Consider the following 24877-nt stretch of genomic DNA (forward strand, 5'->3'; position numbering starts at 1 on the left):
GCATCACTCGTCCGGCCGCGTGCTGCGCAGGCGCTTGGTGGTGCCGCGGCGCGTCTTCTCGTCGACGCGGCGCGCCTTGGCGGCACGCGATGGCTTGGTCGCGCGGCGTGGCGGCGGCGGCGGCGTCGCGGCTTCGCGCAGCAGGGCGACCAGCCGTTCCAGCGCGTCTTCCCGGTTGCGTTCGCGCGTGCGGTGGCGCTGGGCGGTGATGACCAGCACGCCGTCCTTGGTGATGCGGCGGCCGGCCAGCGCGACCAGTCGTTCCTTCAACGCGGTCGGCAGGTTCACCGAGGCCATGGCGTCGAAGCGCAGCTGCACCGCGGTCTCGAGCTTGTTGACGTTCTGCCCGCCGGGGCCGGAGGCGCGCAGGAAATCCTCGGTGAGCTCGGCCTCGTCGATGGCGATGCGGGCGGTGACGCGGATGGTCATGGTGCGGCCAGCGCCATGTCGTCCTTCAGCGCAACGCCGGTGGCGCCAAGCCGTTGCGCCGCGCGCAGCAGCCAGGTCGCCTTGGCCGCGGCCTCGGCATAGGTCAGGCCGCCGGGGCGGATATTGCTGATGCAGTTGCGCTCGGCGTCGGTGCGGCCGCGCCGCGGCGCCCAGGTGATGTAGATGCCCAGGCTGTCGGTGGCGGACAGCCCCGGCCTTTCGCCGATCAGCATCACCACGGCGGCGGCGCCCATCGCCTCGCCGATCGCATCGCCCAGCGCAACGCGCGCCTGTTCGGCGATGACCACCGGGCCGGCGGGCAGCGGCAGGGCGGGCATCAGAAGGTCGAGCACCCCGGGCGCGTGGCGCTGCACGCCGGTGGCGCAGAGCCCGTCGGCCACCACCAGCACGATGCTGCCCGGCGCGTGCGGCAGGACGGTGCCCTCCGGCAGGCGCCGGCCGAGGTCGGGGCGCAGCAGGTATTCGCGCCGATCGGCCGCCGCGCTGCGCAGGCGGATCGCCGGCCGCGCGAGGGCGGCTTCCAGCGCCGCGCCGTCCAGCGCCGACCACACGGCATCCCGCGCGCGGGCATGTGCTTCCTGGAAGTCGAGATGCGCCGCCGTTGGCTGCGCCGTGCCCGCGCGCCCCAGCCCGACCCGCGCATCGGTGAAGCGGCGCAGGTCGCGCCACTGGGCGGGCGCCGTCACGTGAGGCCGATCAGCGCCGGCGACAGCCGCGCCGGGATGGCCTCGCCATCGCCGCCGATGCCCATGCGGTCGAGCCACGCCTCGAATTCCGGCGCGGCACGCTTGCCCAGCATGGCGCGCGCGGTCAGCCCGTCATGGAAGGAGGTCGATTGATAGGCCAGCATCACGTCATCCGCCCCGGGCACGCCCATCACATAGGTCACGCCGGCCACCGCCAGGCAGGCCAGCAGCGCGTCCATGTCGTCCTGGTCGGCTTCGGCATGGTTGGTGTAGCAGACATCGACGCCCATCGGCAGGCCGAGCAGCTTGCCGCAGAAATGGTCCTCGAGGCCCGCGCGCAGGATCTGCTTGCCGTCGAACAGGTATTCCGGGCCGATGAAGCCGACCACGGAATTCACCAGCAGCGGCGCGTATTCGCGCGCCACGGCATAGGCGCGCGCTTCCAGCGTCTGCTGGTCCACCCCGTGATGCGCCTCGGCACTCAGGGCGCTGCCCTGGCCGGTTTCGAAATACATCACGTTGTCGCCGAGCGTGCCGCGCTTCAGCGCCAGAGCGGCCTCGCGCGCCTCGCGCAGCAGGGGCAGCGTCACGCCGAAGGAGGCGTTGGTCGCCTGTGTCCCGCCGACCGACTGGAACACCAGGTCCACCGGCGCGCCACGCTGCATCGCCAGCATTGTGGTGGTGACATGCGCCAGCACGCAGGTCTGGGTCGGGATGGCGAAGCGGTCGCGCACGGTATCGAGCATCCGCAGCACGCCCATCACGGCGTCGATATTGTCGGTGGCGGGGTTCACGCCGATCACGGCATCGCCGGCACCGAGAAGCAAGCCATCGAGCACGCCGGCCGCCACGCCGCGCGGGTCGTCGGTCGGGTGGTTCGGCTGCAGGCGGATGGACAGCGTGCCCGGCAGGCCCAGCGTGTTGCGGAAGCGCGTGACGACGCGGCATTTCGCCGCGACCTGCATCAGGTCCGCCACGCGCATGATCTTGCTGACGGAAGCGGCCATCTCGGGCGTCAGGCCGGGGGCCAGCGCCGTCACCGCATCCGGCGGCGCGGCCAGCAGCCAGTCCCGGAAGCCGCCCACCGTCAGGCTGCGGACCGGCGCGAAGGCGGCGGCATCGTGGCGGTCGATGATGAGGCGCGTGACATCGTCGGCCTCGTAGGGGATCACGGCGTCGGTCAGGAACCGCGCCAGCGGGACATCGGCCAGGGCACGTTGCGCCGCGACACGCTCAGCCGCCGATCCGGCTGCGACGCCGGCCAGCGCATCGCCCGACCGGAAGGGCGACGCGCGCGCCAGCAGTGTCTTCAGGTCGTCGAAGACGTACCGCGTGCCGCCGAGGGTCTGCGCGAAGGGCATGGCGGTCATGATGCCGCGACCGGGGGGCGGCTTGCCAGCCCGGCCTGCGTGCCTAGGATGCGGCAAGCCATCTGCCGAGGAAACGCATGGACGCCGACGCGATCGACAAGGCCCCGGACGCGAGCGCGTCCTGGCCGGATCAGATCTTTGACCTGCTGAAGAAGCACGAGATCCGCCAGGTCTGCCTGGTACCGGATGCCGGCCATTCCCGCCTGATCAAGCGCTGCCTCGCGGACAACGAGATCACCGTCACCACCCTGACCACCGAGGAAGAAGGCATCGCCCTGATGCAGGGCGCCTGGCTGGGCGGCGACAAGGCCATCCTGCTGATGCAGTCCTCCGGCGTGGGCAACTGCATCAACATGCTGTCGCTGTCGCATATCCATCGCTGCCCGATGCCGATGCTGGTGACGATGCGCGGCGACTTCGGCGAGTTCAATCCGGCGCAGATCCCGATGGGCCGCGCCACGCAATCCGTGCTGGAAGCCATGGGCACGCTGGTGCAGCGCGCGGACACGCCCGAGGACATCGCGCCCACGGTCGACGCCACCATCCGCATGGCCTTCAACACCTTCCGCCCGACCGCGACGCTGATCGGCCAGCGCGTCATCGGCGCCAAGACCTTCGGCAAGGACTGAGACGATGCTCGCTGAGTCTGGAAAGCTGGATCGTCGTGAACTGACAAAGGCGCTGCTGGCGGATCGCGGCGGCATGGTGGTGATCGCCGGGCTCGGCGCGCCGGCCTGGGACATCACCGCCGTCGGCGACCATCCGCTGAACCTGCCGCTGTGGGGCGGGATGGGCGGCGCGGCCATGATCGGCCTGGGTGTCGCGCTGGCGCAGCCCGACCGCAAAGTCCTGGTGCTGACCGGCGATGGCGAGATGCTGATGGGCATCGGCGCGCTGGCGACCATCGCGGTCAAGAAGCCCGCCAACCTGTCGATCGTGGTGCAGGACAACGAGCATTACGGCGAGACCGGCATGCAGGAGACCGCGACGAAGTACGGCGTGGACCTGGTGACGATGGCCAAGGGTGCGGGCTTCCCGCGCACCATGTTCGTGACGCAGCCCGGCGAAGTCCCCGCGCTGCACGCCGCCATCCATGCCGGCGGCGGGCCGCTGTTCGCCGTGGCGAAGATCGACGCGACCAGCAAGAAGCTGGTGCTGCCGCCGCGCGACGGCGCCTTCATCCAGCACCGCATGCGCGAGGCCATGCTCGGCCCCGCGGCGCATCACCAGCTCTGAACGGGCCGCATCATGCCGCACATCGTCTGCCTCCGCCCGCTGCACCCCGACGCCATGGCGCGGCTGCGCGCCGAGCCCGGCTACACCATCACCATGCTCGACCCGGTGACGCCGGAAACGCTGGCGGAGCCGATGAAGACCGCGGATGCCATCATCGTGCGCGCCACGAAGATCGACCGCGCCTTCCTGGCGAATGCGCCGGCGCTGCGCATCTGCGCGCGGCACGGCGTGGGCTACGACGCCGTCGATGTCGAGGCGCTGACCGAACGCGGCATCCCGCTGACCGTCACACCCGACGCCAATGCCGTGTCGGTCGCCGAGCACGCGATGATGCTCATGCTGACCACCGCGCGCCGCACGGTGGACTACAACGCCAACACCAAGGCGCTGGACTGGGGCCCGAAGCCGGCGCTGCGCACGCTCGACCTCGCGGGCATGACGGTGCTGGTGGTCGGCTTCGGGCGGATCGGCGGGCGTGTCGCGCGGCTGTGCGCCGCCTTCGGCATGAACGTGACGGTGCACGACCCCTACATCCCGCAGAACACCATCAAGGGCGCGGGCTTCACGCCGGTGAAGGTGCTGCACGAAGGCCTGGCCGCCGCCGACGTGGTCACCACGCATTGCCCGTCCAACACCGAGACGCGCGGCATGGTCAATGCCGCCTTCTTCGCGGCGATGAAGCCAGGTGCTGCCTATATCAACACGGCGCGCGGCACGCTGGTCGATGAGGCGGCGCTGACCAATGCGCTGAAGTCCGGGCACCTGGGTGCCGCCGGCCTCGACGTCTTCTGGGAAGAACCGGTCACCACCAAGCTGCCCTTCCTGGACTTCCCCAACGTCGTCGTCTCGCCCCATTCGGCGGCGGCGACGGAACAGTCCACCCGGCGCATGGGCCTGTCCTGCGCCGAGAGCATCTTCGCCCATCTGAAGGGCCAGCTCGACCCCGACGTCGTCATCAACAAGGAGGTGCTCCGCGGCAACGCGTGAGCAGCACGCCATGACGAATCCGCTTCTCGTCCTTGCCGACCACGCCGCCACCTGGCGGTCGCGCGACCTGCCGGGCGATGTCGCGCATCACGCGCGCCGCGCGCTGGTGGATTGGTTCGCCGCGCTGCTCGCCGGCGCCTGGCGCGAACCCGCCACGCTGATGTCGGCGGCGCTGGAGGACGAGACGCGCGGCGGTGGCGGCGCGGTCTGCTACGTGTCGGGCCGGCGGGTGCCGGTGCGCCATGCCGCGCTGATCAACGGCACGGCGTCGCATACGGTCGAGTTCGACGACATCTATCGCTACGCCGTCTATCACCCGGGCTGCCCGACCATCGCCGCTGCGCTGGCGGCGGCGCAGGCGCGCGGCACCGACATGGACGGGCTGCTGCGCGCGCTGGCCGCGGGCTACGAGGTGTCGTGCCGCATCGGCCTCGCGGTACAGCCCTCGCACTATGATTTCTGGCACACCACCGGCACGGTCGGCACCTTCGGCGCGGCGGCTGCGGTCGCGGTGCTGCTGGAGTGCGACGCGAACCCCACGGCGCATGCCATCGCCACCGCCGCCACCATGGCCGGCGGGCTGCAGCAGGCCTTCCGCGGCGAGGGCATGTCGAAGCCGCTGCATCCCGGCCACGCCGCCGAGGCCGGCGCGCTGGCTGCGATGTCGGCTGCGAAGGGCATGACCGGCGCGCTCGATGTCCTGCACGGTTCCGCGGGCTTCGCCGCCGCCACCAGCGAGGACACCGGCAAGTGGGACAAGCCGCTGGCGAATATTGGCAAGCCCTTCGCCATCACCGACATGACCTTCAAGAACCATGGCTGCTGCGGGCATATCTTCGCCGCGCTCGATGCCGTGCGTGACCTGCACCTGGAGAACGGCTTCAAACCGGAGGACGTCGTGAGCGTCGCCGTCGGCGGCTACAAGGCGACCAAGGAGGTCTGCGACCGCCCCACCGCGCAGACCGAGCAGGATTGCCGCTTCTCCACCCAGTTCACGGTGGCGACGATGCTGCTGCATGGCGGCGTGCGCCTGGCGGCCTTCGAGCCGGCCCGCATTACCGACCCGGCGATTCGCGCGCTGATGCCGCGCGTCACGGTGGCGCTGGATGCGGAATGCGCCGCCGCCTTCCCGTCGAAGCGGTCGGCCAAGGTCGAGATCCGCCTGAAGGATGGCCGCGTGCTGAACCGCCACCAGCACACCCGCAAGGGCGACCCCGACGCGCCGCTGTCCGACCAGGACCTGTCGGACAAGTTCCTGGAGCTGACGTCGGATGCGATCGGCGCCGCGCAGGCCAAGGCGCTGCTGGCGCAGCTGTGGGAAGGCAAGGCCCTGCCCGGGATCGTGCCCCTGGTGGTGAACCAGGCGCGCGCCGCGGAATAGCGGCGCCGCGGCCTACTTCTTCTTCGCGCCCACGCGGACCAGTTGCGAGATCGCCAGCGGCGCCTTGCCGGAGGCCTTGGCGATCTCGTTGTCCTGTTCCTGGATGACCTTGCGGGCGGGTTCGTCGCCGTCCAGCCCGCCGAGGATCTCGGCCGGGACCTTGCGGTTGGAACGCCGGCTGCCGTCTTCGTAGAAGACGTCGAACAGCACGAAGGCGGATTTGCTGCCGGGTTTCGCGGCCATGTCTGTCTCTCCTCAGCCGCGCCGTGGGGGGCGGGCCGGTTTCGCGTCAGGCGCGTGGGGGTGTGATGCGCGTCGGCCGCGCGCCTTTGGCGCAATATCGCCGTGCGTGCCTGGCGCGATACCGTTGCGCGCCTGCGGCGGGACGCGGCCGCGCGCCCAGGACGCGCCGTGGCTCAGGCGCGGGTCGGCTTGTCGGTCTCGCTATTGGCCTCGGCTTCGGGTTCGGGGTCCAAGCCGCCGGCCTTGCGCTTCGCGACCGCTTCGTCGCGTTCGCGCTGCTTGGCTTCTTTCTTGGCCTGCTTGCCCCGGTTCACCTCGGCACGCTGTTGGCCATAGTTGGGCGGTCGCGCCACGGCGATACTCCGGATCTCTGGAAAGGAAAGGGCGGCCCGAAGGCCGCCCCCATCAGGCGTCAGGCGAGGCGGAGGTTGCCCGCCGAGACCTTGCCCTGCTGGCCGCGCTGCATCTCGTACTCGACCTTGTCGCCCTCATTGAGGCCGTTCAGGCCGGCGCGCTGCACGTCGGAGATGTGGACGAACACGTCCTTGCTGCCGTCTTCGGGCTGGATGAAGCCGTAGCCCTTGGTCGCGTTGAACCACTTCACGGTACCGATGCTCATGCCGATGTCTCCGGTTGAGTCATTGCCGCCGGGCACGATTGCCAGGCAGTGATGCCGGCGGGCGCGAGCGCCTGCCGGGCCATCCTTCGCTGGGGCTCAACCATAGGAAAGGCACGGAGAGCAGGTCCGACACGCGGACCGGACGAGGTGACGCGAAACCTATGCGCTTTCGCCGCCCTGAAAGCAATGCCAAACGGCTAACCCGCCCTTGCGCCGGTCGCCCGCAGGATCGGCAGCCAGCGCTCCATCTCGGCCTTCAGGACGTTGCGCAGCGCCGCGGCATCGCCTGGCCGGGGCTCGATGCCACGTTCGGCGTAGCGCGCCTGCACCGCGGGGTCCGCCAGCACGTCCAGCGTCGCCGCGGTCAGCGCGCCGACCACCGCCGGCGGCGTGGCCATCGGCGCATAGAGCGCCTGCCAGGAGGAGGATTCGTACCCCGCGACGCCGCCTTCCTGCAGGGTCGGCAGGCTGGGCAGCATGCGCGACCGCCGCGCCGTGGTCACCGCGATGCCGCGCGCGCGGCCGTCCTGCATCATGGGCGCCAGCAGCGTCTGGCTGTCGATCATGAACTCCACCCGCCCGGCGATGAAGTCGGTCACGGCGGCCGGCGTGCCGCGATACTGCACGATGGTGAAATCCACCCCGGCCAGCTTCTTCAGCAATTCGCCCGCCAGGTGCGATGCGGCGCCGATGCCGGTGGTGGCGAAGGTCGCCTCGCCGCGCTTGGCGCGCAGCCAGGCGAGCAGGGATGGCACGTCGGTGGCCGGCACGGACGGATGCACGGCGGCCACGAAGGGCTGTTCGCCCAGCAGCGCGATCGGCGCGAAGTCGCTGACCGGGTCGATCCCGGCATCGGGGAACAGCGCCGGGATCACGCCATGCGCGGCGCCGTTGAGCAGCAGCGTGTGGCCGTCCGGGGCCGCGCGCGCCACGGTGCGCGCGCCGATCGTGCTGCCGGCGCCGGGCGTGTTCTCGATCACCAGGGTCTGGCCGATGCGGCGCGACAGCGGTTCGGCGACGATGCGCGCGACCACGTCGATGATGCCGCCGGCGGCGAAGGGCACCACCACGCGGATCGGGCGGTTCGGGTAGGCCGGCTGCGCCCGCGCCGCGACGGGCACGGCCAGCGTGGCGGCGAGCAGGGTGCGGCGATCCATCATGGCGGCGCGCTCCGGCGGTGTTGCGCGCAGGCTAGCCCCCCCATGGCGCGCTTGACAGCCGCGCGCCGGCGCATCCCCAATCTGCGCGGGTCGGCCGAGGCCGCGCGGTCCCTGTCGGGGACCGGCCAGCGGGGTGCACGCCGCCCCTGCCCTGGTGAAGGGTCGGTTCGATTCCGACAAGCCAGACCCCCGGCGCCGGCCCTCGGGCAGCGGCGCCGCCGCCCTGCGGGCTTCGGGCCCCCGCGGCGGCATCGCGGCGCCGGGGGCGCGGTGCCGGCGGCGGGCAGGGCCGCGCATCGCGCAATTCCATCCGCTCGCGATCTGTTCTAGTCGTGCCGGATGCCGACCTCGCTTCTCCTGCTGCTGGTCCTGGTGGCCGTCGCCGCCCTGGCGCTGACCGGGCTGCGCGTCGCGCAGGCGCACCGGACCACCGTCTGGGCCTGGGAGGCCGGGCTGCTCTATGTGAATGGCCGCTTCGACCGGGTGCTCGACCCCGGCCGCCATTGGCATGGCGTGGCCGGGCGCGAGGTGAAGCGCGTGCTGACCGCGCGCCAGGTCCATGTGATCCCGGCGCAGGAGGTGCTGACCGCCGATGGCTTCCCGGTGAAGCTCGGCGTCGTGGTGGACTACCGCATCGAGGACCCGCGCCGCGCGCTGGAGGAGACCGGCGGCAGCTGGCAGGAGGCCCTGCATACCGGCGTGCAGCTGGCGATCCGCGCGCCGGTGCTGGCACGCGGGCTCGATGCCGTGCTGGCGGATCGCGGCGCGCTGGAAGCCGAATTCCTGCCGCCGGTCCAGGCGGCGCTGGCGCGGATCGGCATCGCGGTGGAACGCGTCGCGCTGCGCGACCTGATCCTGCCCGCCGAGGTGCGCCGCATGGTCACGGATGTCGAGCGTGCGAAGCGCGAGGGCCTCGCGGCGCTGGAGCGCGCGCGTGGCGAGCAGGCGGCGCTGCGGTCCCTGGCGAATGCCGCGCGGCTGATGAAGGGCAACCCCGAGCTGCACGCGCTGCGCGTGCTGCAGGCGTTGTCGGCGGCCCCCGGCAAGGTGCCGCCGACGCTCGTGCTCGGTGCCGGGGCGGTGCTGCCGATGGGCGGCGGCGCCCCCGCCGAGGACCTGCCGCCCGAGGCGTGACGCCGGCCATTCCAGCCGGACGCCGACGCCCAAGGCCGGCGCGGCCGCGCGCGGGATCACCTGCCCTTGAAGTTCGGGGCCCGCTTGTTCAGGAAGGCATCGACGCCTTCCTGGAAATCGCCGCTGGTGAAGCACATGGTCACCAGGTCGTCGCCCTCGACCTCGCCGGTCGCGTGGCGCAGGCGGCGCAGCGCGATCTTGGTCGCCTTCAGCGTCAGCGGCGCCAGGGTGGACATGGAGGTCGCCAGTTCCATGGCGCGCGCGGCGACCGCCTCCGGCGTGTCCAGCACTTCCGAGACCAGGCCGATATGCTTCGCCTCGGCCGAGGAGAACAGGCGCGAGGTCATGATCATCTCGGCGATCGCGGCCGGACCGACCAGCGCGTAGAAGCGCGCGAAGTTGTTCATGTTGAGGATGTTCCCCAACGTCTTCGCGATCGGCAGGCCGAAGCGCGCGGCGGTATCGCAGATGCGGATGTCGCAGCAGCCCGCGATGCCCAACCCGCCGCCGGTGCAGGCGCCGGCGATCGCCGCGATGATCGGCGTGTTGCAGTTCTCGAGCGCGCCCAGGACCTTGTCGATCCGCGCCTCGTAGGCGAGCGCATCCTCGGCGGTCTTGAATTCGCGGAACTGGGAGATGTCGGTGCCCGACGCGAAGGCCTTGCCGCCGGCGCCGGTCAGCACCCAGACGCGGATCGACGGGTCGTTGCTGATCTGGTCGGCCAATTCCTGGATGCGCGCATACATCGGGAACAGCATGGCGTTGCGCGCCTGCGGGCGGTTGAAGGTGGTCCAGGCGATGCCGCCCTCGCGCACTTCGTGCTGAATGTCGTCGCTCATAGCGCGCTCCGTCCCGGTGGGTGTTCGGCGCAAGGCGTAGCGTGCCGGGCGGGCGCGTCAAGCCGGCGTCTTGCCCCTGCGCGCGCCCGGTGCGAACAAGCGCGCAACCGAGGAGATCCCCCATGACCCTGCCGCTCGCCCGCTTCACCGTGCTCGACCTCACGCGCGTGCGCTCCGGCCCCACCTGCGTGCGGCAACTCGCCGACTGGGGTGCCAACGTCATCAAGATCGAGGCGACGGACGAGGTCGATACCGGCAAGGGGCTGGGCGGCGAGCGCGACGGGCCGGATTTCCAGCACGTGCATCGCAACAAGCGCGGCATGACGCTGAACCTGAAGGCGCCCGAGGGCATCGCCGCCTTCCGCCGCATGGTCGCGAAGGCCGATGTGGTGGTCGAGAACTACCGCCCCGACGTCAAGACGCGCCTCGGCGTGGACTACGACAGCCTGGCCGCGATCAACCCGCGCATCGTGCTGGGCTCGATCTCCGGCTTCGGGCAGGACGGGCCCTATGCGAAGCGCCCGGGCTTCGACCAGATCGCGCAGGGCATGGGCGGGCTGATGTCGGTGACCGGCCTGCCGGGCCAGGGCCCGGTGCGCGCCGGCATTCCCGTGGCCGACCTGACGGCGGGGCTGTACTGCGCGCTCGGCATCATGGTGGCGCTGCTGGAACGCGAGGTCACCGGCCGCGGCCGCTGGGTGCATGTCTCGCTGCTCGAAGCCATGGTCGCGATGATGGATTTCCAGGCGACGCGCTGGACCATGAAGGGCGATGTGCCGAAGCAGGCCGGCAACGACCACCCGACCACCATCCCGACCGGGCTGTTCAAGACCAGCGACGGCGTGATGAACATCGCCGGCGGCGGGCAGGTGATGTGGGATCGGATCGTGAAGGTGCTGGGCATCGAGGCCGAGGCCGCCGATCCCGACATCGCGACCGACAAGCTGCGCAGCCAGAACCGCGTGAAGGTGAATGCGCTGCTGGAGAAGGTGACGGTCACCGATACGTCGGCCAATTGGGTGGAGAAATTCAATCGCGAAGGCGTGCCCTGCGGCCCGGTCTATTCGATGGACCAGGTGTTTGCCGACGAGCAGGTGAAGCACCTGGGCATCGCGATGACGGTGCAGCATCCGCGCCTGGGCGCGCTGGACGTGGTGCGCGCGCCGATGCAGATCGAAGGCGTGGCGTGCGCGCGCAACCCGACGCCCGAACGCGGCCAGCACACCGATGACGTGCTGGCCGAATTCGGCTTCAGCGCCGGGGAGATCGTCGCCTTGCGCGCCGCGAAGGCGATCTGAGCGCGCTCAATCGACGCGGATGTTGCCGCGGCGGATCACCTCGCCCCAGCGCTCGCGGTCGCGGGTCATCCGCGCGGTGAAGTCCGCCGGCGTGCCGGGCAGCGGCTCGACCCCCTGGGCCGCCAGCTTGGCGATGAAATCCGGGCGCCGGAGCAGCGCATTGACCTCGCGGCTCATGCGCTCGACCGCCGGCGCCGGCGTGCCGGTGGGCGCGAAGATGCCGTACCAGCCCAGCGCCTCGTAGCCCTGCAGCGTCTCGCCGATGGTCGGCACGTCGGGCAGCGCCGGGTCGCGCCGCGCCGAGGTGACGGCCAGCGCGCGCACGCGCCCGTCGCGGATATGCGGCAGCGCGGTGGGCGTGGTGTCGAACATCATGGTCAGCCGCCCGCCGACGGTATCCACCATCGCCGGGCCGGTGCCGCGATACGGGATGTGGGTGATGTCCACATTCGCCTGCTGCTTCAGCAATTCCATGAACAGATGCTGCGCCGACCCGATGCCCGATGATCCGTAGTTCAGCTTGCCTGGTTCGGCGCGCGCCAGCGCCAGCAGTTCCGGCAGCGTGCGCGCCTGCACCGACGGATGCACCACCAGCACCGAGGCCACGGCCGCGACCGGCACCACCGGCACCAGGTCGCGGGCCGGGTCGTAGGTCAGGCGGATCAACGACGGGTTGATCGCCATCGGCCCGGTGCTGCCCATGACCATGGTGTAGCCATCGGGCGGGCTGCGGACCGCGGCCTCGGTGCCGACCGACCCGCCGGCGCCGGTGCGGTTTTCCACCACCACGGATTGCCGCAGGATCGGCGTCAGTTCCTCGGCCAGGGCGCGGGCCAGCAGGTCGGCCGCGCCGCCCGGCGGGAAGGGCGAGATCATGCGGATGCTGCGCTGGGGCCATTCGCCCTGCGCGATGGCGGGGCCGGCCAGGGCGGTGGTCGCCGCCAGGCCCAGCAGCAGGCGTCGCGTGGTCATGTCGGGAACTCCGTCATCGTGGTGCGGCATGGTGCCGGCTTAGCAAGCAACGCGCCAGCCATGGCCCGCAGGGCGGATGGTTTGCGCGCCAACCGCCCCACCGCTAGGAAGCGCCGCGAACCAGCCGGGGACGTCCATGCGTATCGCCTCCATCCGCCAGGGCGTCGTGCCCATCAGCAGCGCCATCGCCAATGCCTACATCGACTTCTCGAAGATGACGGCGAGCGTGGTCGCCATCACCATCGAGGACGGCGCGGGCCGCTCCGCCACCGGCTACGGCTTCAATTCGAACGGCCGCTACGCGCAGCCCGGCCTGCTGGCCGAACGCTTCGTCCCGCGCCTGGAGGCCTGCGACGCCGCCGTGCTGACCGCGGCCGATGGCACGCTCAACGTCGCCGCCGCCTGGGCCGCGATGATGAAGAACGAGAAGCCCGGCGGCCATGGCGACCGTTCCGTCGCGGTCGGCGTGCTCGACATGGCGTTGTGGGATGCCGCGGCGAAGCTGGAGGGCAAGCCGCTGTGGCGCCTGCTCGCCGACCGCTTCCGCGGCGGCGAGGCCGATGACGCCGCCTGGGTCTACGCCGCCGGTGGCTACTACTATCCCGGCAAGGGCGTCGATGCGCTGGTCGAGGAAATGAAGCGCTACCTGGGCCTGGGCTACACCACGGTGAAGATGAAGATCGGCGGCGCGCCCGGCACGCCGATCAAGGACGCGCTGCGCGAGGATGTCGCGCGCATCGAGGCGGTGCTGAAGCTGCTCGGCAATGACGGCTCGCGCCTGGCGGTGGACGTGAACGGCCGCTTCGGCCTGCATGCCGCGCTGGCCTATGGCGCCGCGCTGCAGCCCTTCGCCCTGCGCTGGTACGAGGAACCGCTCGACCCGCTGGACTACGCGACGCACGCCACGCTGGCCGAGCACTACGCCCCGCCGCTCGCGACCGGCGAGAACCTGTTCTCGATGCTCGATGCCCGCAACCTGATCCGCCATGGCGGGCTGCGCCCCGACCGCGACATCCTGCAATTCGACCCGGCGCTGTCCTATGGCCTGGTCGAATACCTCCGCACGCTGGAGATGCTGGAGCAGCACGGCTGGTCGGCGCGCCGCTGCGTCCCCCATGGCGGGCATCAGTTTGCGCTCAACATCGCGGTCGGGCTCGGTCTCGGCGGCAACGAATCCTACCCCGAGGTCTTCGCCCCCTTCGGCGGCTTCGCCACCGACACGCCGGTGCAGGACGGGCGCATCCGCATGCCGGACGCGCCGGGCATCGGCTTCGAACGCAAGAACGACCTGTGGGCGGTGCTGAAGGACCTGTGAGCGACCTGGCCGACGCGATCGCGGCGCGCTACCGCGGACCCACCACGCGCGGCTTCGTGCGCGGCAAGCTGAAGCGCGACCCGGTGGTGCCGGCGCTGCTGGCGCTGCCGCCCTTCGGCGTGGTGCTCGACCTCGGCTGCGGGCGCGGGCAGTTGGGCCTGGCGCTGCTGCTGGCCGGACACGCCACGACGGTGACGGGGCTCGACCTCGATGCCGGCAAAATCGAACGCGCCACGGCGGCCGCCGGCGAGCTGCCGGCGCGCTTCGCCATCGCCGACCTCGCGAGCGCGCCGCTGCCCACCTGCGACACCGCGCTGGTGATCGACGTGCTGGTCCAGATGGCGCCGGCCGCGCAGGACGCGCTGCTGGCGCGGCTGGTGGCGGCCGCACCCCGGCGCATCATCATCCGCGCCTTCGACCCCGATCGCGGCTGGCGCAGCGCCGTCGGCCTGGCGGTGGACCGGCTGCGGCGGCGGCTGGGCGGCGACCTCGGTTTGGCCGGCACCGTCGCGCCGCGCCCCATCGCCGTGCTGCGCGCGCCGCTCGATGCCGCGGGCTATGCGGTGAGCGTGACACCCTGTTGGGCTGGCACGCCGCTGCCGAATGTGCTTCTGGTGGCGGAACGCCCATGACCCTCCGCATCGCCCCCCTCGCCATCCTCGCCCTCGTCGCCCTGCCGGCGCAGGCCCAGCAACTGCCTGTGTTCGAAGCCGGCATCGCCGGCGGCGGCGGCTTCCTGCCGGCCTATCCGGCCTCGGACCAGAACCGCTGGCGAGGGCTCGCGGTGCCCTACATCATCTACCGCGGCAACGTGTTCCGCGCCGATGATGGCGGGCTGCGCGCGCGCACCAGCCTGGCGGACGGGATCGAACTGTCGGTCAGCGCCTCGGGCGGGGTGAATGCGTCGTCCGACGACGTGACGGCGCGCCAGGGCATGCCCGACCTTGAATGGCTGGGCGAACTGGGTCCCAACCTGCGCTTCACGCTGTGGCGCGGGGAGGACGAGGCGGCGCCGCAGCGCATCGTGCTCGACACGCCGATCCGCGCGGTGTTCTCGACCGACTGGTCATCGGTGTCGTTCCGCGGCTTCACCTTCGCGCCCGACATCGCCTACGAGCACATGCACTTCCTGTCGCCCTTCGCCCGGCTGCGGATCTCGGCCGGCGTGGTGTTCGGCACGGATCGCTACGCCGACTATTTCTACGACGTCGCGCCGCAATTCGCCCGGCCGGACCGGCCCGCCTACAACGCGCAGGCCGGCTATATCGGGTCGCGCCTGTCGGTGTCCTACCGGTTGCCGCTGAGCGAACGCTTCTCGGTGGTGGCCGGCGGGCGGGTCGAGAATTTCTCCGGTGCGACCAATGCCGACAGCCCGCTGTTCCGCAATGAGTGGAACTTCTCGGTCGTGGCGGGCTTCGCGGTGTCGCTGTGGCGGTCGGAGGCGACGGTGAACGCCGCCTCCCAACCCTTCGACTGATCAGTGGTGGTGCCCGGACCCCCGGGCACCGGCCGCTTCCACGGCCAGTTCCACCTGCACCTCGCCCGCGCGTTCGAAGCGCAGCGTGAGCGGCACGCGCCCGCCCTGCGCCATCGGCGCGGTCAGGCCGATCAGCATGATGTGGAAGCCACCCGGGCGCAGCTCGACCGTCTGCCCAGGCGCGACCGGGATGGCCTGCACCGGGCGCATGCGCATCACGTCGCCGTCGCGCTCCATGGTGTGCAATTCCACCACGCGCGCCGCCGGCGTGCTGGCGGAGAGCAGCCGGTCGGGCTGCGCCCCGCCATTGCGCAGGCGCAGGAAGCCCGCGCCATTGCCATTGGCGCCGGCGGCGCGTGTCCAGGGATGCAGGATGGCGATGTCGCCGGCGGCGTAGTCATGCGCGGCCGCGGGCAGCGTCAGCAGCGCAAGCGCGGCGCCGATGGCGGCGCGGCGGGTCGTGTGGGTCATATCCATGCTCCTCAATTCGCGGCCAGGCGGTCGGGCCAGATCGGTTCGGCGGAACCGCTGCGCGCCTCGATGCGCCCGGCCAGGCGGGCGATGCGCGTCGCCTCGCGCGCGCCCACGGCCGGGTCGCCGGTGGCGCAGGCCTCGTTCGCCAGGGCCAGGGCGCGGTCCAGCGCGGCGGCCTCGGCCGCGCTGGCCTGTGCGCGCACCGCGCCGGCCCATGCCGCGGCAGGCGTGAACGCCGCGCGGCACACCGCGGTGAGTTCGGCGTTCATCGCCTCGGTGTCGCAGGCGCGCGCCAGCGGCGGGGCCGCCACCAGCAGCGCGGCCAGCGCGGCGGCCTTCGGGACGTCCATCATCGTGTCCTCCTGCGTCAGCGCGGGGCCAGCCGCATCGAGGCGGCCGGGTGAGGATAGTCCGACAGGCGCCGGCCTTCGGCGGGGATCTCGGCCCAGTCCACGAAGGCACCGCCCTCGCAGTCCTGCCGCACGGCGAACCACAGCATGGTGTCGGGCGTGTTCGGCACGCGCAGGCGCAGCACGAATTCGTCGTAGTGCTCGTTCGGCAGGCGGCCGCCTTCCCAGGTGATGGTGGCAAGGTCGCGCACCGCGCCATGGGCCGTGGGTGCGGGCGCGTCGGCGCGCGGCGTCGTCACCAGGGTCCAGCCGGGCTTCGGCATGGGCCGCGCGGCGGTCACGCCATCCGGCAGGCGCACGGTGATGCGCGTGGTGGCGGCATCGCCGCAGCCATGCGGCACGCGCAGCGCGGCGCGCACATAGGCGTGCGGCGCCGCCTGCGGCGGGTCGATGGTAACATGGGCGGCGGCAGGCAGGGTGGCAGCGACGCAGAACAGCGCCGCGAGCGACAGACGGGTCATGGCAAGGATCCTTCGCGAAGACGATGGGATGCCGCGCGCGGGTGCGCGCGGCGTGTCGGTCGTCAGGCGAAGGCGGGTGGTGCGCGGGGTGCGAAGGGCGGCGCGCGGGCCGGTGGCGGCAGGGTCTCGGCGCCGGCGACGTGCCAGGCGCGCCCTTCCCCCGCCCAGGCGAAGGCAGGCACGGCGGGTGGCGTTGGCAGCGTGGTCGGCGCCAGCCCGGTGCACACCACGCAGGCCCCCGCGCCGCCGTCCGCTTCCGGCAGCGCATGCCCGTCGGGGCCAACGATGATGGTACGCTCGCCCCCCGACGGCGAGCACAGCACGGTGAGCAGCCCCGCCGGCGTCGCGGCCATCGCCAGGCAATGCGCCGGCGCCAGCGCCACCTGCACCAGCAGGATGACGACGATCAGGCGCGCGATGCTGCGTAGCGGGCCGGGCACGGGTGCGGGCTTACCGCCTCGCCGCGGCGCGGGCAAGCGCGCCGGTCAGGCCGCCGCGCGCGCCGCCAGGTCGTAGTCGACCTCCGGCGTATAGACCGACGCCTCCTTGCCCAGGCGCGAGGAGAACAGCGTGAAGTGCTGCACGCGCACCAGCGCCGCGCGGAACAGGTTGTGCGCCTGGACATAGGCAACGACCTTGTCCGGCGGCGCGCGATCGACGCGCGCGAGCGTGACATGCGGCGAGAACCGCTTGCGTTCCGGCGGCAGCCCGATGCGCTGCAGCGCCGTCTCGATCTTGCCCTGCAGGTGCGTCAGCGTGTCGTTGCGTTCCGCGCCCACCCACAGCGACTGGATGCGGCCGGCCTTCTCGAAGGTGCCGACGCCACGCAGCGCCAGGTCGAAGGCCTGGCCGCGGATCACCGCCAGCGCGTCGTCGACCTCCTGCGCGCGCCAGTTCTCGATCTCGCCGATGAAGCGCAGCGTCAGGTGGTAGTTGTCGGGCGGGACCCAGCGCGCACCCGGAATGCCGCCGGCGAGGCCGGCGACTTCGGAGCGGATGTCCGGGGGGAGACCGAAGGCGACGAACAGGCGCAGCATGGGAGCCCCCAGTTGCGCGGGTCAGCCCGTGGGCACCCGCGCCAGCAGCGATTCGACCGCGGGCAGCATGCGACGGACCAGTTCCGCGACGCCAGCTTCATTGGGATGAATACGGTCGGGCTGGTTGAGGGTTGCCTCCCCGGCGACGCCGTCGAGCAGGAAGGGGTAGAAGACCACGTCGGGGCGCTGTTCCGACAGCCGCGCGAAGGTGCCGGCGAAGTCGCGCCCGTAGTCGGCGCCGAGGTTGGGCGGTGCGAGCATCCCCGCCAGCATGGCCGGCAGGTTGCGCTGCTTCAGCGCATCCAGGATGGCCGTCAGGTTCGCCGCACTCGCGCGCGGTTCGATCCCGCGCAGCCCGTCATTGCCGCCCAGCGCCACGATCACCGCATCCGGCCGGTCCGCCAGCGCCCAGTCCAGCCGCGCGCGCCCGCCCGCGGTGGTGTCGCCGGACACGCCGGCATCGATCACGCGCACCTGGCGGCCGCGCTCGCGCAGCGCGGCTTCCAGGCGCGCCGGCAGGCCCTGGCCGCGCGGCAGGCCGTAGCCGGCGGTGATGGAATCGCCCAGCATCATCAGCCGGATCTCGCGCGCCGCGGCGGGCGTGGCCAACAGCAGCGGCAACACTCCGATACAGCCCGACAGTTTGCGGATCGCCGCGCGGCGCCCATATCGGACCGGAAGCCGCGGAACCAGAACGCCCATGGATGCCCTTCCACATCTCGACCCGGCCCATCCCGGGCACGCCCCGCAGCGGGGCGGGACGCCGGCCGGATCGTCGTTGATCCAGGCCCTGAACCTGTCCTTCCAGGTGAGGGCGCAGGCCGGCGAGATCAATATCCTGCGCGGCGTGGACCTGGCGGTCGGCGCGGGCGAGGCGGTGGGCATCGTCGGCCCCTCGGGCTCGGGCAAGACCTCGCTGCTGATGCTGCTGGCGGGGCTGGATCGCCCGACCGGGGGCACGCTGTCGGTCGCCGGCCACGACCTGACGCGCATGGACGAGGACCGGCTCGCGGTGTTCCGGCGCGACCACGTCGGGATCGTCTTCCAGGCCTTCCACCTGGTCCCGACCATGACCGCGCTGGAGAATGTCGCGGTGCCGCTGGAATTCGCCGGCCGCGCCGATGCCTTCGACCGCGCCGAGGCCGCGTTGCGCTCGGTCGGCCTGGGTCATCGCCTGACGCATTATCCCGGCCAGCTGTCGGGCGGCGAGCAGCAGCGCGTCGCCCTGGCCCGCGCCTTCGTGGCGGAACCCAAGCTGCTGCTGGCGGACGAGCCGACCGGCAACCTCGATCGCGGCACCGGCGGGCAGGTCATGGACCTGCTGTTCGGCCTGCGCGAGCAGTTCGGCACCACCCTGCTGCTGATCACCCACGATCCGCTGCTGGCCGAACGCTGCGAGCGCCAGGTGCGCATCGAGGACGGCCGGATCGTCAGCGACGGCGCGCGCTGAGATGAAGACCCTGGGCCTGGCCTGGCGCTTCGCGCGGCGGGATCTGCGCGGCGGCGTGGCCGGGTTGCGCATCGTGCTGGCCTGCCTGGCGCTGGGCGTCGCGGCCATCACCGCGGTCGGCACGCTGCGCGCCGGCGTCGAGGCCGGCATCGCCGCCGATGGCGCCCGCATCCTGGGCGGCGAGGTCGAGGTCGCGTCCCAACAGGGCGCGCTGCCGCAGACGGTGGCCGACTGGGCCACGGCGCGCGGCGCGCGGCTGTCGCGCATCACGCAGATGCGCGCCATGGCGGTGGCGCCGGATGGCGAGCGCACCCTGGTCGAACTCAAGGCAGTCGACGAGGCCTATCCGCTGTTCGGCGAATTGCTGCTCGACCCGCCCGGCATCCTGATGCCCGGGGAGGTGGTGGTCGAACGCATCGTGGCCGATCGTCTGGGTATCGAGCCGGGTGCGACGATCCGGCTCGGCGATGCCAGCTTCCGGTTGCGCGGCGTGATCCTGGCGGAGCCCGACAAGGTCGCGAGCCCCGCCATCTTCGGCCCGCGCGCCATGATCGCGCTGGCCGACCTGCCCGCCACCGGGCTGATCCAGCCGGGCAGCCTGGCCAATTGGGAAGTGCGGATGGCGCTGCCCGAAGGGACCGCGCGCCAGGCCTTCGCGAATGAGCTGCGCGCCGCCTTCCCGCAGAATGGCTGGCGCATCCGCACCGCCGACGCGGCGGCGCCGTCGGTCAACCGCTTCGTCGACCGCGCCGCCTTCTTCCTGACCTTGGCGAGCCTGACGGCGCTGCTGGTCGGCGGCATCGGCGTGGCCACCGGCGTACGGTCGTGGCTCGACCAGCGGGCGCGCACCATCGCGACGCTGCGCTGCCTGGGCGCCTCGCCGGGCGTGATCTTCGCGACCTACCTGATGCAGGTGCTGGCGCTGTCGGCGCTGGGCATCGCCATCGGGCTGGCGGCGGGGTTCGGGCTGACCATGCTGGGCGCCTGGGCGCTGGCGGATGCGCTGCCGGTGCCGCCGCGCATGGGCGTCTATCCGGCGCCGCTGGGGCTGGCGGCGGCCTATGGGCTGCTGACCGCGCTGGCCTTCGCGCTGTGGCCGCTGGGGCGCGCCATGGAGATCCCGGGTGCGGCGCTGTTCCGCGATGCGCTGCAGCCCTCGGGCGCGCGGCCGCGCATCGCGCTGGTGGCGGCCACGGTCGCGGCGGGCGCGGCGCTCGCGGCGCTGGTCGTGGGCACGGCGGAGAACCGCTTCTTCGCGGTGTCCTTCGTGGGCGGCGCGCTCGGCACGCTGCTGGTGTTCCGGCTCGGTGCCTTCGCGCTGATGCGCGTGGCGCGGCGCTTCCGCGGCGTGCGGCGGCCGGCGCTGCGGCTTGGCCTGGCGAACCTGCACCGGCCCGGTGCGCCGACGCCGCTGATCCTGGTCTCGCTCGGCATCGGGCTGACCACCCTGGCCGCCGTCGCGCTCATCGAGGGCAATCTGCGCCGGCAGATCGCCGAGCAATTGCCCGAGGCCGCGCCGAATTTCTATTTCATCGACATCCAGTCCGACCAGGCGCGCGACTTCGACCGCGTGGCGCTGGCGCAACCCAGCGTCAGCGAGGTGAAGCGCGTGCCATCCCTCCGCGCGCGCATCGTGGCGGTGAACGGCGTGCCGGCCGACCAGGTCCGCACCACGCCCGAGACCGCCTGGGCGCTGCGCGGCGACCGTGGCCTGACCTATGCCGCCACGCCGCCCGAGGGCACGCGCATCGCGCAGGGCCAGTGGTGGGCGGCGGATTATCGCGGCGAACCGCTGGTGTCGTTCGACACCAACCTGGCGCGCGGCTGGGGCGTGGGGATCGGCGACACCATCACCGTCAACGTGCTCGGCCGGGACATCCCGCTGCGCATCGCCAACCTGCGCGACATCGAATGGCGCGGGCTCGGGCTGAACTTCGTGCTGGTGGCGTCGCCCGGCCTGCTGGAAGCCGCGCCGCACACGCACATCGCGACGCTGCGGTCCGATACGGCGCGCGAGGGCGCCGTGCTGCGCGCGATCAGCGAGGCCTTCCCGAATGTCTCCGGCATCCGGGTGCGCGATGCGCTGGAGCAGGTCGCCGCGCTGCTGGGGCGGATCGGCACGGCGCTGTCGGCGACGGCCTCGCTCACCCTCGCGGCCGGGGCGCTGGTGCTGGCCGGCGCGGTGGCGGCGGGGCAGCGGCGGCGGGTGCGCGACGCGGTGGTGCTCAAGACCGTGGGCGCCACGCGGGCGCAGATCCGGCGCGCCTTCCTGGTCGAATTCGGCCTGCTGGGCGCGACCGCCGGCATCATCGCGGCGGCGGCCGGCACGGCGGCGGCCTGGGGCGTGGTGCGCTATATCCTGGCGGCGGACTGGGTCTTCCTGCCGGGGACCCTGGCCGTGGTCGTGCTGGCCTGCACCGCGCTGACGCTGGGCTTCGGCTATGCCGGGACGGCGCTGGCGCTGCGCGCGCGCCCCGCGCCGTACCTGCGCAACGAATAATGCGCCGGGCCGTGCCGCGACCGGGGCGGCGGGCGTCGTGGCCTGCTTCTGCCCGGCGCGCGGTTCTGGTAGTGTGCAGCGCCGGTAGACGTCCCGCCCGCACAAGGATTCACCATGTCACAGACCCCCCGTTCGCGCCTGACGCTGGCCGCGTTCGTCGCCCTCCCGCTGCTCGGCCTCGGTGCCTGCGCGACCACCCCGCCCCAGCCGGTGACCCCGCCGGCGCCGGTGGTCGTCTCGACCGCCAAGGAAGCCGTCGGCGTGGTGCAGAGCGTCAACGCCCGCACGCGCCAGGTCGCCATCCGCACGCCGAGCGACGGCACCGTCACCCTGGTGGCCGGCCCCGAGATCCAGAACTTCGCCCGCATCCGCCGCGGTGACCGCGTGCGCGTCCGGTTCGAGGAAGCGGTCGCGGTCCAGCTGACCCCGCGCGGCACCAACCTGCCGGCCGAGATCGATGTCGGCGCCGCCCGCGCGCCCGCCGGCACCCGCCCCGCCGGTGCGGTCGTGACCACGGTGCGCGACACCGTCACCGTCAATTCGGTGGACACCACGGCCAATACCGTGACCTTCACCTCCTCGCGCGGGGTGCGCCGCACCGTGGCCGTGCGCTCGCCGGAGATGCAGGCCTTCATCCGCACGGTCCAGCCGGGCCAGCGGGTGAATGTCGCGATCGCCGAGGCCACCGCCATCTCGGTCGAGCGCGCCGAGCGCTGACGCCCGCCGCCCCGCCCCCCAGGGCGGGGCACCCCGGGGCGGGTCGCCGAGATCGATTCGGTTCCCCGTTGATCCCGATGAAGAAATCTCCATATTCAGCGTCCGTGGGGAATCCTCCCCCTTGAAGGAGTTTCAGTCGTCATGGCCTTGGGTCCCGACACTCGATACACGACGGGTGCGCCTGGCTGGGGTCGCACCGCGACCGCCGACGCGGCCGCCGTCGATGCCGGCCTGCGGTCCTATATGCTCCGGGTCTACAACTGGATGGCGTCGGGGCTGCTGCTGACCGGCATCGTCGCCTATGTCATCGCCTCGACCCCGGAGCTGATGCAGCTGTTCTGGTCGGTCGGCCGTGCCCCGTCGGGCGCGCGCGTCGTCTCGCCGACCATCCTCGGCTGGGTCGCGATGCTCTCGCCTCTCGCCTTCGTCCTGGTCTTCTCGTTCGGCATCAACCGCATGAGCAAGGGCACGGCGCAGGTGCTGTTCTGGCTGTTCGCCGCGGCCATGGGCGCCAGCCTGTCGAACATCTTCCTGCGCTACACCGGCCAGTCCATCGCCACGACGTTCTTCATCACCTCGGCGATGTTCGCGGGCATCAGCCTGTATGGCTACACCACGAAGGCCGACCTGACGAAGATGGGCAGCTTCATGATGATGGGCCTGATCGGCATCATCATCGCGTCGCTGGTCAACATCTTCCTGGCGTCCTCGGCGCTGGCCTTCGCCATCAGCATCATCGGCGTGGTCGTCTTCGTCGGCCTCACGGCCTACGACACGCAGCGGATCAAGGCCGACTACCTGGCCTATTCCTACGCCGAGGGCACGCAGGAGGCCGGCAAGCGGTCCGTGATGGATGCGCTGGGCCTGTACCTCAACTTCGTGAACCTGTTCCAGCTGCTGCTGTCGCTGATCGGCAACCGGCAGGAGTGAACCGCCCCGCCCGCGGGCGGATGGTGGAAGGGCCCCGGGGAGCGATCCCCGGGGCCCTTTTCTTTTGCCCCGCCGCGCCGTAACGCGACGCCATGGCCCCGCCGATCCTGGTCACCATCGCCACCCAGCGCAGCGGGACGAAGTTCCTCGGCGCCTGCCTGAACGGCGGCGACGCGGTGCGATCCTTCAGCGAACCCTTCAAGCCGCCGCCACCGACCAGCCCCTTCGCCGCCTTCGCGGTCGCCTGGATGGCGCGCCAGCCGGGCTTCGCCTTCCGCGACACCGAGATCGCGGCGATGCTCGACGCCTTCCTCGATACCCTGGCGGCGGAGGCCGCGGCGCAGGGGCGCATCGCGCACCTGGATGTGATGTACAACAACCTTGGCGCCTTCACCGGGGCCTGGACCTGGCCGGTGCGCCCGGCGGGCGAGAGCACGCTGTGCCGCGTGTTGCGCGCCCGTGGCGCGCGCATCATCCACCTGGTGCGTGACAGCCTGGCCGACTGCGTGGCGAGCACGCTGATCGCCGAACAGCGCGGCTATCATCGCCGCACGCCCCTGCCGCCGGGCGATCCGGCGCTGCGGCTCACCGCCGACCTCGCGGCGGCGGAACGGCAGATGCGCGACATCCTGGCGGCGCGCGCCTTCGTGCGGCGGGCCTTCCGCGGCCACGACGCCTGGGTGGAACTGGCCTATCCGGATTTCATCGATGGCCAGGCGCTGGCCCCGCAGGCCGCCGCGCGGCTGGCCGGCCTGGCTGGGTTGCCGGCGGGCCGTGCCGTGGCCGGACCCTGCCCCCTGCATCCCACCGCGCCCGACCGGGCCATGGTGGTCACCAACTGGGATGCGCTGGTCGCGCTCGAGGCGCGGATGCGCGCGGCCGGCTGACACCGGCCGGGCCCGCAGGGGCGGGCGGGAAGCGCCGCGACGCGCGCCGCCGGCCCCTGGCGCGGTCCTACTGGGCCACGTCCTCCACGTCCTCGGCCTTGTCGGCCTTGTCCTCGCGCGGGCCCTTGTCGGCCTTGCCGAGATAGACCAGCAGCTTCTCGATCGCCGCTGGCTTGTCGGACCGGTCGATCGCCGCGACCTCGGCCGCCAGGCGATCCAGCGCCTGTTCGTAGATCTGGCGCTCCGAGAAGGACTGGTCGGGCTGACCGGCATTGCGGTGCAGGTCGCGCACCACCTCGGCGATCTGGACCGGGTCGCCGGAGTTGATCTTGGCCTCGTATTCCTGGGCACGGCGCGACCACATGGTGCGCTTGATGCGCGCGCGGCCCTTCAGCGTGTCCAGCGCCTGCTGCATGTTGGCCCCGGCGGCCAGCTTGCGCAGGCCGGACGACGCCGCCTTGTTCACCGGGACGCGCAGCGTCATGCGGTTTTCCTCGAAGGTCACCACGATGACCGACAGGGAATAGCCGGCGGCTTCCACCGTCTCGATGCCCTGCACCTGGCCCACGCCATGGGTCGGATAGACCACGTGGTCGCCGGCCTTGAAGTCCTCCTTGGGGCGGGGGGCGGCGCGGCTGGCGGCGGCGGAGGCGAGCGGCGAGGCGCTCGGCCGATGGGTGGGCGGCGGCAGGGAGACCGGTGCGCCACGCGCCATGGGCGGTGGGGGCGCCGGGGCGCGCGGCATTTCAGGGCGCGGCGTGGTGGCCGCCGGCGGCGGCGGCGCGACAACCTTGGGCGGCACGGGGACCGCCGGCTTGGCCGGCGCGGCGGCCTTGGGCGCCGC

At 72.1% G+C, this 24877-nt stretch carries 30 protein-coding genes; 14 read left to right on the forward strand and 16 right to left on the reverse strand.

What is annotated here, in order from left to right; all coding sequences use genetic code 11:
- Positions 1 to 3: 3 nt before the first annotated feature.
- Genes arfB through LQ222_RS21135 form a run of 3 tightly spaced genes read right to left on the reverse strand, consistent with a single transcriptional unit; the run spans position 4 to position 2497 of the window.
- Positions 4 to 429 (reverse strand): alternative ribosome rescue aminoacyl-tRNA hydrolase ArfB, encoded by a 426-nt coding sequence (gene arfB / locus LQ222_RS21125; protein ID WP_230168830.1) that lies wholly within the window; start codon positions 427 to 429, stop codon positions 4 to 6.
- The gene (gene eutC / locus LQ222_RS21130) at positions 426 to 1136 is read right to left on the reverse strand and encodes an ethanolamine ammonia-lyase subunit EutC (RefSeq protein WP_230168831.1); all 711 of its coding nucleotides are present in this window, start codon (positions 1134 to 1136) and stop codon (positions 426 to 428) included. The genes arfB and eutC overlap by 4 nt, the downstream gene beginning before the upstream one ends.
- Positions 1133 to 2497, reverse strand: coding sequence for an ethanolamine ammonia-lyase subunit EutB (locus tag LQ222_RS21135; RefSeq protein WP_230168857.1), 1365 nt, complete (start codon positions 2495 to 2497; stop codon positions 1133 to 1135). The genes eutC and LQ222_RS21135 overlap by 4 nt, the downstream gene beginning before the upstream one ends.
- A gap of 86 nt (positions 2498 to 2583) precedes the next feature.
- On the opposite strand from LQ222_RS21135, the gene LQ222_RS21140 reads away from it, so the two are divergent.
- The 4 genes from LQ222_RS21140 to LQ222_RS21155 are packed head-to-tail and all read left to right on the forward strand — an operon-like array spanning position 2584 to position 6110.
- A complete protein-coding gene (locus tag LQ222_RS21140; RefSeq protein ID WP_230168832.1) occupies positions 2584 to 3135 on the forward strand; it encodes a thiamine pyrophosphate-binding protein in 552 nt (183 codons plus the stop codon).
- A 4-nt stretch (positions 3136 to 3139) separates the two neighbouring features.
- A complete protein-coding gene (locus tag LQ222_RS21145) occupies positions 3140 to 3742 on the forward strand; it encodes a thiamine pyrophosphate-dependent enzyme (RefSeq protein WP_230168833.1) in 603 nt (200 codons plus the stop codon).
- A 12-nt stretch (positions 3743 to 3754) separates the two neighbouring features.
- Complete coding sequence (locus LQ222_RS21150) at positions 3755 to 4729, forward strand: hydroxyacid dehydrogenase (protein ID WP_230168834.1); 975 nt, start codon at positions 3755 to 3757, stop codon at positions 4727 to 4729.
- Positions 4730 to 4739: 10 nt separating this feature from the next.
- Complete coding sequence (locus LQ222_RS21155; protein ID WP_230168835.1) at positions 4740 to 6110, forward strand: MmgE/PrpD family protein; 1371 nt, start codon at positions 4740 to 4742, stop codon at positions 6108 to 6110.
- A 12-nt stretch (positions 6111 to 6122) separates the two neighbouring features.
- On the opposite strand, the gene LQ222_RS21160 is transcribed toward LQ222_RS21155, so the two are convergent.
- The 4 genes from LQ222_RS21160 to LQ222_RS21175 form a co-directional block, all read right to left on the reverse strand.
- Positions 6123 to 6353, reverse strand: coding sequence for a hypothetical protein (locus tag LQ222_RS21160; protein WP_230168836.1), 231 nt, complete (start codon positions 6351 to 6353; stop codon positions 6123 to 6125).
- 173 nt (positions 6354 to 6526) lie between these two features.
- Positions 6527 to 6706 carry a hypothetical protein gene (locus LQ222_RS21165; RefSeq protein WP_230168837.1) on the reverse strand — a complete coding sequence of 60 codons (180 nt, stop codon included), beginning with the start codon at positions 6704 to 6706 and terminating at the stop codon, positions 6527 to 6529.
- Positions 6707 to 6765: 59 nt separating this feature from the next.
- Complete coding sequence (locus tag LQ222_RS21170) at positions 6766 to 6972, reverse strand: cold-shock protein (protein WP_230168838.1); 207 nt, start codon at positions 6970 to 6972, stop codon at positions 6766 to 6768.
- Between the two features lie 197 nt (positions 6973 to 7169).
- Entirely contained in the window at positions 7170 to 8132 is a 963-nt protein-coding gene (locus LQ222_RS21175) for a tripartite tricarboxylate transporter substrate binding protein (protein WP_230168839.1), read from the reverse strand.
- A gap of 339 nt (positions 8133 to 8471) precedes the next feature.
- On the opposite strand from LQ222_RS21175, the gene LQ222_RS21180 reads away from it, so the two are divergent.
- Positions 8472 to 9266 carry a slipin family protein gene (locus LQ222_RS21180; RefSeq protein ID WP_230168840.1) on the forward strand — a complete coding sequence of 265 codons (795 nt, stop codon included), beginning with the start codon at positions 8472 to 8474 and terminating at the stop codon, positions 9264 to 9266.
- A 56-nt stretch (positions 9267 to 9322) separates the two neighbouring features.
- Here LQ222_RS21180 and LQ222_RS21185 read toward each other — a convergent pair whose 3' ends face one another.
- Positions 9323 to 10105, reverse strand: a complete 783-nt coding sequence (locus LQ222_RS21185) for an enoyl-CoA hydratase/isomerase family protein (protein WP_230168841.1) — start codon at positions 10103 to 10105, stop codon at positions 9323 to 9325.
- 122 nt (positions 10106 to 10227) lie between these two features.
- Here LQ222_RS21185 and LQ222_RS21190 point away from each other — a divergent pair, with 122 nt between their 5' ends.
- Positions 10228 to 11403 (forward strand): CaiB/BaiF CoA-transferase family protein, encoded by a 1176-nt coding sequence (locus LQ222_RS21190; RefSeq protein ID WP_230168842.1) that lies wholly within the window; start codon positions 10228 to 10230, stop codon positions 11401 to 11403.
- Positions 11404 to 11409: 6 nt separating this feature from the next.
- Here the strand turns inward: LQ222_RS21190 and LQ222_RS21195 are convergent, their stop codons facing one another.
- Positions 11410 to 12375, reverse strand: coding sequence for a tripartite tricarboxylate transporter substrate binding protein (locus LQ222_RS21195; protein WP_230168843.1), 966 nt, complete (start codon positions 12373 to 12375; stop codon positions 11410 to 11412).
- Positions 12376 to 12511: 136 nt separating this feature from the next.
- On the opposite strand from LQ222_RS21195, the gene LQ222_RS21200 reads away from it, so the two are divergent.
- Genes LQ222_RS21200 through LQ222_RS21210 form a run of 3 tightly spaced genes read left to right on the forward strand, consistent with a single transcriptional unit; the run spans position 12512 to position 15167 of the window.
- Complete coding sequence (locus LQ222_RS21200; protein ID WP_230168844.1) at positions 12512 to 13690, forward strand: enolase C-terminal domain-like protein; 1179 nt, start codon at positions 12512 to 12514, stop codon at positions 13688 to 13690.
- On the forward strand, positions 13687 to 14322 hold the full coding sequence (locus tag LQ222_RS21205; protein WP_230168845.1) for a class I SAM-dependent methyltransferase: 636 nt from the start codon (positions 13687 to 13689) through the stop codon (positions 14320 to 14322). The genes LQ222_RS21200 and LQ222_RS21205 overlap by 4 nt, the downstream gene beginning before the upstream one ends.
- Positions 14319 to 15167: a MipA/OmpV family protein gene (locus LQ222_RS21210; RefSeq protein WP_230168846.1), complete on the forward strand. Its 849-nt coding sequence runs from the start codon at positions 14319 to 14321 to the stop codon at positions 15165 to 15167. The genes LQ222_RS21205 and LQ222_RS21210 overlap by 4 nt, the downstream gene beginning before the upstream one ends.
- Here the strand turns inward: LQ222_RS21210 and LQ222_RS21215 are convergent, their stop codons facing one another.
- The 6 genes from LQ222_RS21215 to LQ222_RS21240 form a co-directional block, all read right to left on the reverse strand.
- Positions 15168 to 15638: a copper chaperone PCu(A)C gene (locus LQ222_RS21215; protein ID WP_230168847.1), complete on the reverse strand. Its 471-nt coding sequence runs from the start codon at positions 15636 to 15638 to the stop codon at positions 15168 to 15170. It lies immediately after the preceding gene.
- 11 nt (positions 15639 to 15649) lie between these two features.
- Positions 15650 to 15994 (reverse strand): hypothetical protein, encoded by a 345-nt coding sequence (locus LQ222_RS21220; protein ID WP_230168848.1) that lies wholly within the window; start codon positions 15992 to 15994, stop codon positions 15650 to 15652.
- A 14-nt stretch (positions 15995 to 16008) separates the two neighbouring features.
- Positions 16009 to 16512: a YcnI family protein gene (locus LQ222_RS21225; protein WP_230168849.1), complete on the reverse strand. Its 504-nt coding sequence runs from the start codon at positions 16510 to 16512 to the stop codon at positions 16009 to 16011.
- Between the two features lie 62 nt (positions 16513 to 16574).
- Positions 16575 to 16952: a DUF2946 family protein gene (locus LQ222_RS21230; protein ID WP_230168850.1), complete on the reverse strand. Its 378-nt coding sequence runs from the start codon at positions 16950 to 16952 to the stop codon at positions 16575 to 16577.
- A gap of 45 nt (positions 16953 to 16997) precedes the next feature.
- Positions 16998 to 17549, reverse strand: a complete 552-nt coding sequence (gene thpR, locus LQ222_RS21235) for an RNA 2',3'-cyclic phosphodiesterase (protein ID WP_230168851.1) — start codon at positions 17547 to 17549, stop codon at positions 16998 to 17000.
- A 21-nt stretch (positions 17550 to 17570) separates the two neighbouring features.
- Positions 17571 to 18179, reverse strand: a complete 609-nt coding sequence (locus LQ222_RS21240) for an arylesterase (RefSeq protein WP_374202185.1) — start codon at positions 18177 to 18179, stop codon at positions 17571 to 17573.
- Between the two features lie 70 nt (positions 18180 to 18249).
- On the opposite strand from LQ222_RS21240, the gene LQ222_RS21245 reads away from it, so the two are divergent.
- The 5 genes from LQ222_RS21245 (at position 18250) to LQ222_RS21265 (ending at position 24033) form a co-directional block, all read left to right on the forward strand.
- Positions 18250 to 18999 carry an ABC transporter ATP-binding protein gene (locus tag LQ222_RS21245; protein WP_374202183.1) on the forward strand — a complete coding sequence of 250 codons (750 nt, stop codon included), beginning with the start codon at positions 18250 to 18252 and terminating at the stop codon, positions 18997 to 18999.
- A gap of 1 nt (position 19000) precedes the next feature.
- Positions 19001 to 21499 (forward strand): ABC transporter permease, encoded by a 2499-nt coding sequence (locus LQ222_RS21250; RefSeq protein ID WP_230168853.1) that lies wholly within the window; start codon positions 19001 to 19003, stop codon positions 21497 to 21499.
- A gap of 114 nt (positions 21500 to 21613) precedes the next feature.
- The gene (locus LQ222_RS21255; RefSeq protein WP_230168854.1) at positions 21614 to 22216 is read left to right on the forward strand and encodes a hypothetical protein; all 603 of its coding nucleotides are present in this window, start codon (positions 21614 to 21616) and stop codon (positions 22214 to 22216) included.
- Between the two features lie 141 nt (positions 22217 to 22357).
- On the forward strand, positions 22358 to 23146 hold the full coding sequence (locus LQ222_RS21260) for a Bax inhibitor-1/YccA family protein (protein ID WP_230168855.1): 789 nt from the start codon (positions 22358 to 22360) through the stop codon (positions 23144 to 23146).
- 92 nt (positions 23147 to 23238) lie between these two features.
- Entirely contained in the window at positions 23239 to 24033 is a 795-nt protein-coding gene (locus tag LQ222_RS21265; protein ID WP_230168856.1) for a hypothetical protein, read from the forward strand.
- Positions 24034 to 24100: 67 nt separating this feature from the next.
- On the opposite strand, the gene LQ222_RS21270 is transcribed toward LQ222_RS21265, so the two are convergent.
- The coding region (locus tag LQ222_RS21270; protein ID WP_374202184.1) for a CarD family transcriptional regulator at positions 24101 to 24877 on the reverse strand (777 nt) is incomplete at its 5' end.

The sequence above is a fragment of the Roseomonas sp. CECT 9278 genome (assembly GCF_918698155.1).
GTDB lineage: Bacteria > Pseudomonadota > Alphaproteobacteria > Acetobacterales > Acetobacteraceae > Neoroseomonas.

Bases quoted from the DNA above. Each gene is read 5' to 3' on its own strand.
- LQ222_RS21175 (WP_230168839.1), bottom strand. From the start codon at position 8,132: ATGATGGATCGCCGCACCCTGCTCGCCGCCACGCTGGCCGTGCCCGTC.
- LQ222_RS21220 (WP_230168848.1), bottom strand. From the start codon at position 15,994: ATGATGGACGTCCCGAAGGCCGCCGCGCTGGCCGCGCTGCTGGTGGCG.
- LQ222_RS21225 (WP_230168849.1), bottom strand. From the start codon at position 16,512: ATGACCCGTCTGTCGCTCGCGGCGCTGTTCTGCGTCGCTGCCACCCTG.
- LQ222_RS21150 (WP_230168834.1), top strand. From the start codon at position 3,755: ATGCCGCACATCGTCTGCCTCCGCCCGCTGCACCCCGACGCCATGGCG.
- LQ222_RS21210 (WP_230168846.1), top strand. From the start codon at position 14,319: ATGACCCTCCGCATCGCCCCCCTCGCCATCCTCGCCCTCGTCGCCCTG.
- LQ222_RS21155 (WP_230168835.1), top strand. From the start codon at position 4,740: ATGACGAATCCGCTTCTCGTCCTTGCCGACCACGCCGCCACCTGGCGG.
- LQ222_RS21170 (WP_230168838.1), bottom strand. From the start codon at position 6,972: ATGAGCATCGGTACCGTGAAGTGGTTCAACGCGACCAAGGGCTACGGC.
- LQ222_RS21140 (WP_230168832.1), top strand. From the start codon at position 2,584: ATGGACGCCGACGCGATCGACAAGGCCCCGGACGCGAGCGCGTCCTGG.
- LQ222_RS21145 (WP_230168833.1), top strand. From the start codon at position 3,140: ATGCTCGCTGAGTCTGGAAAGCTGGATCGTCGTGAACTGACAAAGGCG.
- thpR (WP_230168851.1), bottom strand. From the start codon at position 17,549: ATGCTGCGCCTGTTCGTCGCCTTCGGTCTCCCCCCGGACATCCGCTCC.
- LQ222_RS21265 (WP_230168856.1), top strand. From the start codon at position 23,239: ATGGCCCCGCCGATCCTGGTCACCATCGCCACCCAGCGCAGCGGGACG.
- LQ222_RS21250 (WP_230168853.1), top strand. From the start codon at position 19,001: ATGAAGACCCTGGGCCTGGCCTGGCGCTTCGCGCGGCGGGATCTGCGC.
- LQ222_RS21255 (WP_230168854.1), top strand. From the start codon at position 21,614: ATGTCACAGACCCCCCGTTCGCGCCTGACGCTGGCCGCGTTCGTCGCC.
- LQ222_RS21185 (WP_230168841.1), bottom strand. From the start codon at position 10,105: ATGAGCGACGACATTCAGCACGAAGTGCGCGAGGGCGGCATCGCCTGG.
- LQ222_RS21260 (WP_230168855.1), top strand. From the start codon at position 22,358: ATGGCCTTGGGTCCCGACACTCGATACACGACGGGTGCGCCTGGCTGG.
- LQ222_RS21190 (WP_230168842.1), top strand. From the start codon at position 10,228: ATGACCCTGCCGCTCGCCCGCTTCACCGTGCTCGACCTCACGCGCGTG.
- LQ222_RS21215 (WP_230168847.1), bottom strand. From the start codon at position 15,638: ATGACCCACACGACCCGCCGCGCCGCCATCGGCGCCGCGCTTGCGCTG.
- LQ222_RS21160 (WP_230168836.1), bottom strand. From the start codon at position 6,353: ATGGCCGCGAAACCCGGCAGCAAATCCGCCTTCGTGCTGTTCGACGTC.
- LQ222_RS21200 (WP_230168844.1), top strand. From the start codon at position 12,512: ATGCGTATCGCCTCCATCCGCCAGGGCGTCGTGCCCATCAGCAGCGCC.
- LQ222_RS21245 (WP_374202183.1), top strand. From the start codon at position 18,250: ATGGATGCCCTTCCACATCTCGACCCGGCCCATCCCGGGCACGCCCCG.
- LQ222_RS21135 (WP_230168857.1), bottom strand. From the start codon at position 2,497: ATGCCCTTCGCGCAGACCCTCGGCGGCACGCGGTACGTCTTCGACGAC.
- arfB (WP_230168830.1), bottom strand. From the start codon at position 429: ATGACCATCCGCGTCACCGCCCGCATCGCCATCGACGAGGCCGAGCTC.
- LQ222_RS21195 (WP_230168843.1), bottom strand. From the start codon at position 12,375: ATGACCACGCGACGCCTGCTGCTGGGCCTGGCGGCGACCACCGCCCTG.
- LQ222_RS21180 (WP_230168840.1), top strand. From the start codon at position 8,472: ATGCCGACCTCGCTTCTCCTGCTGCTGGTCCTGGTGGCCGTCGCCGCC.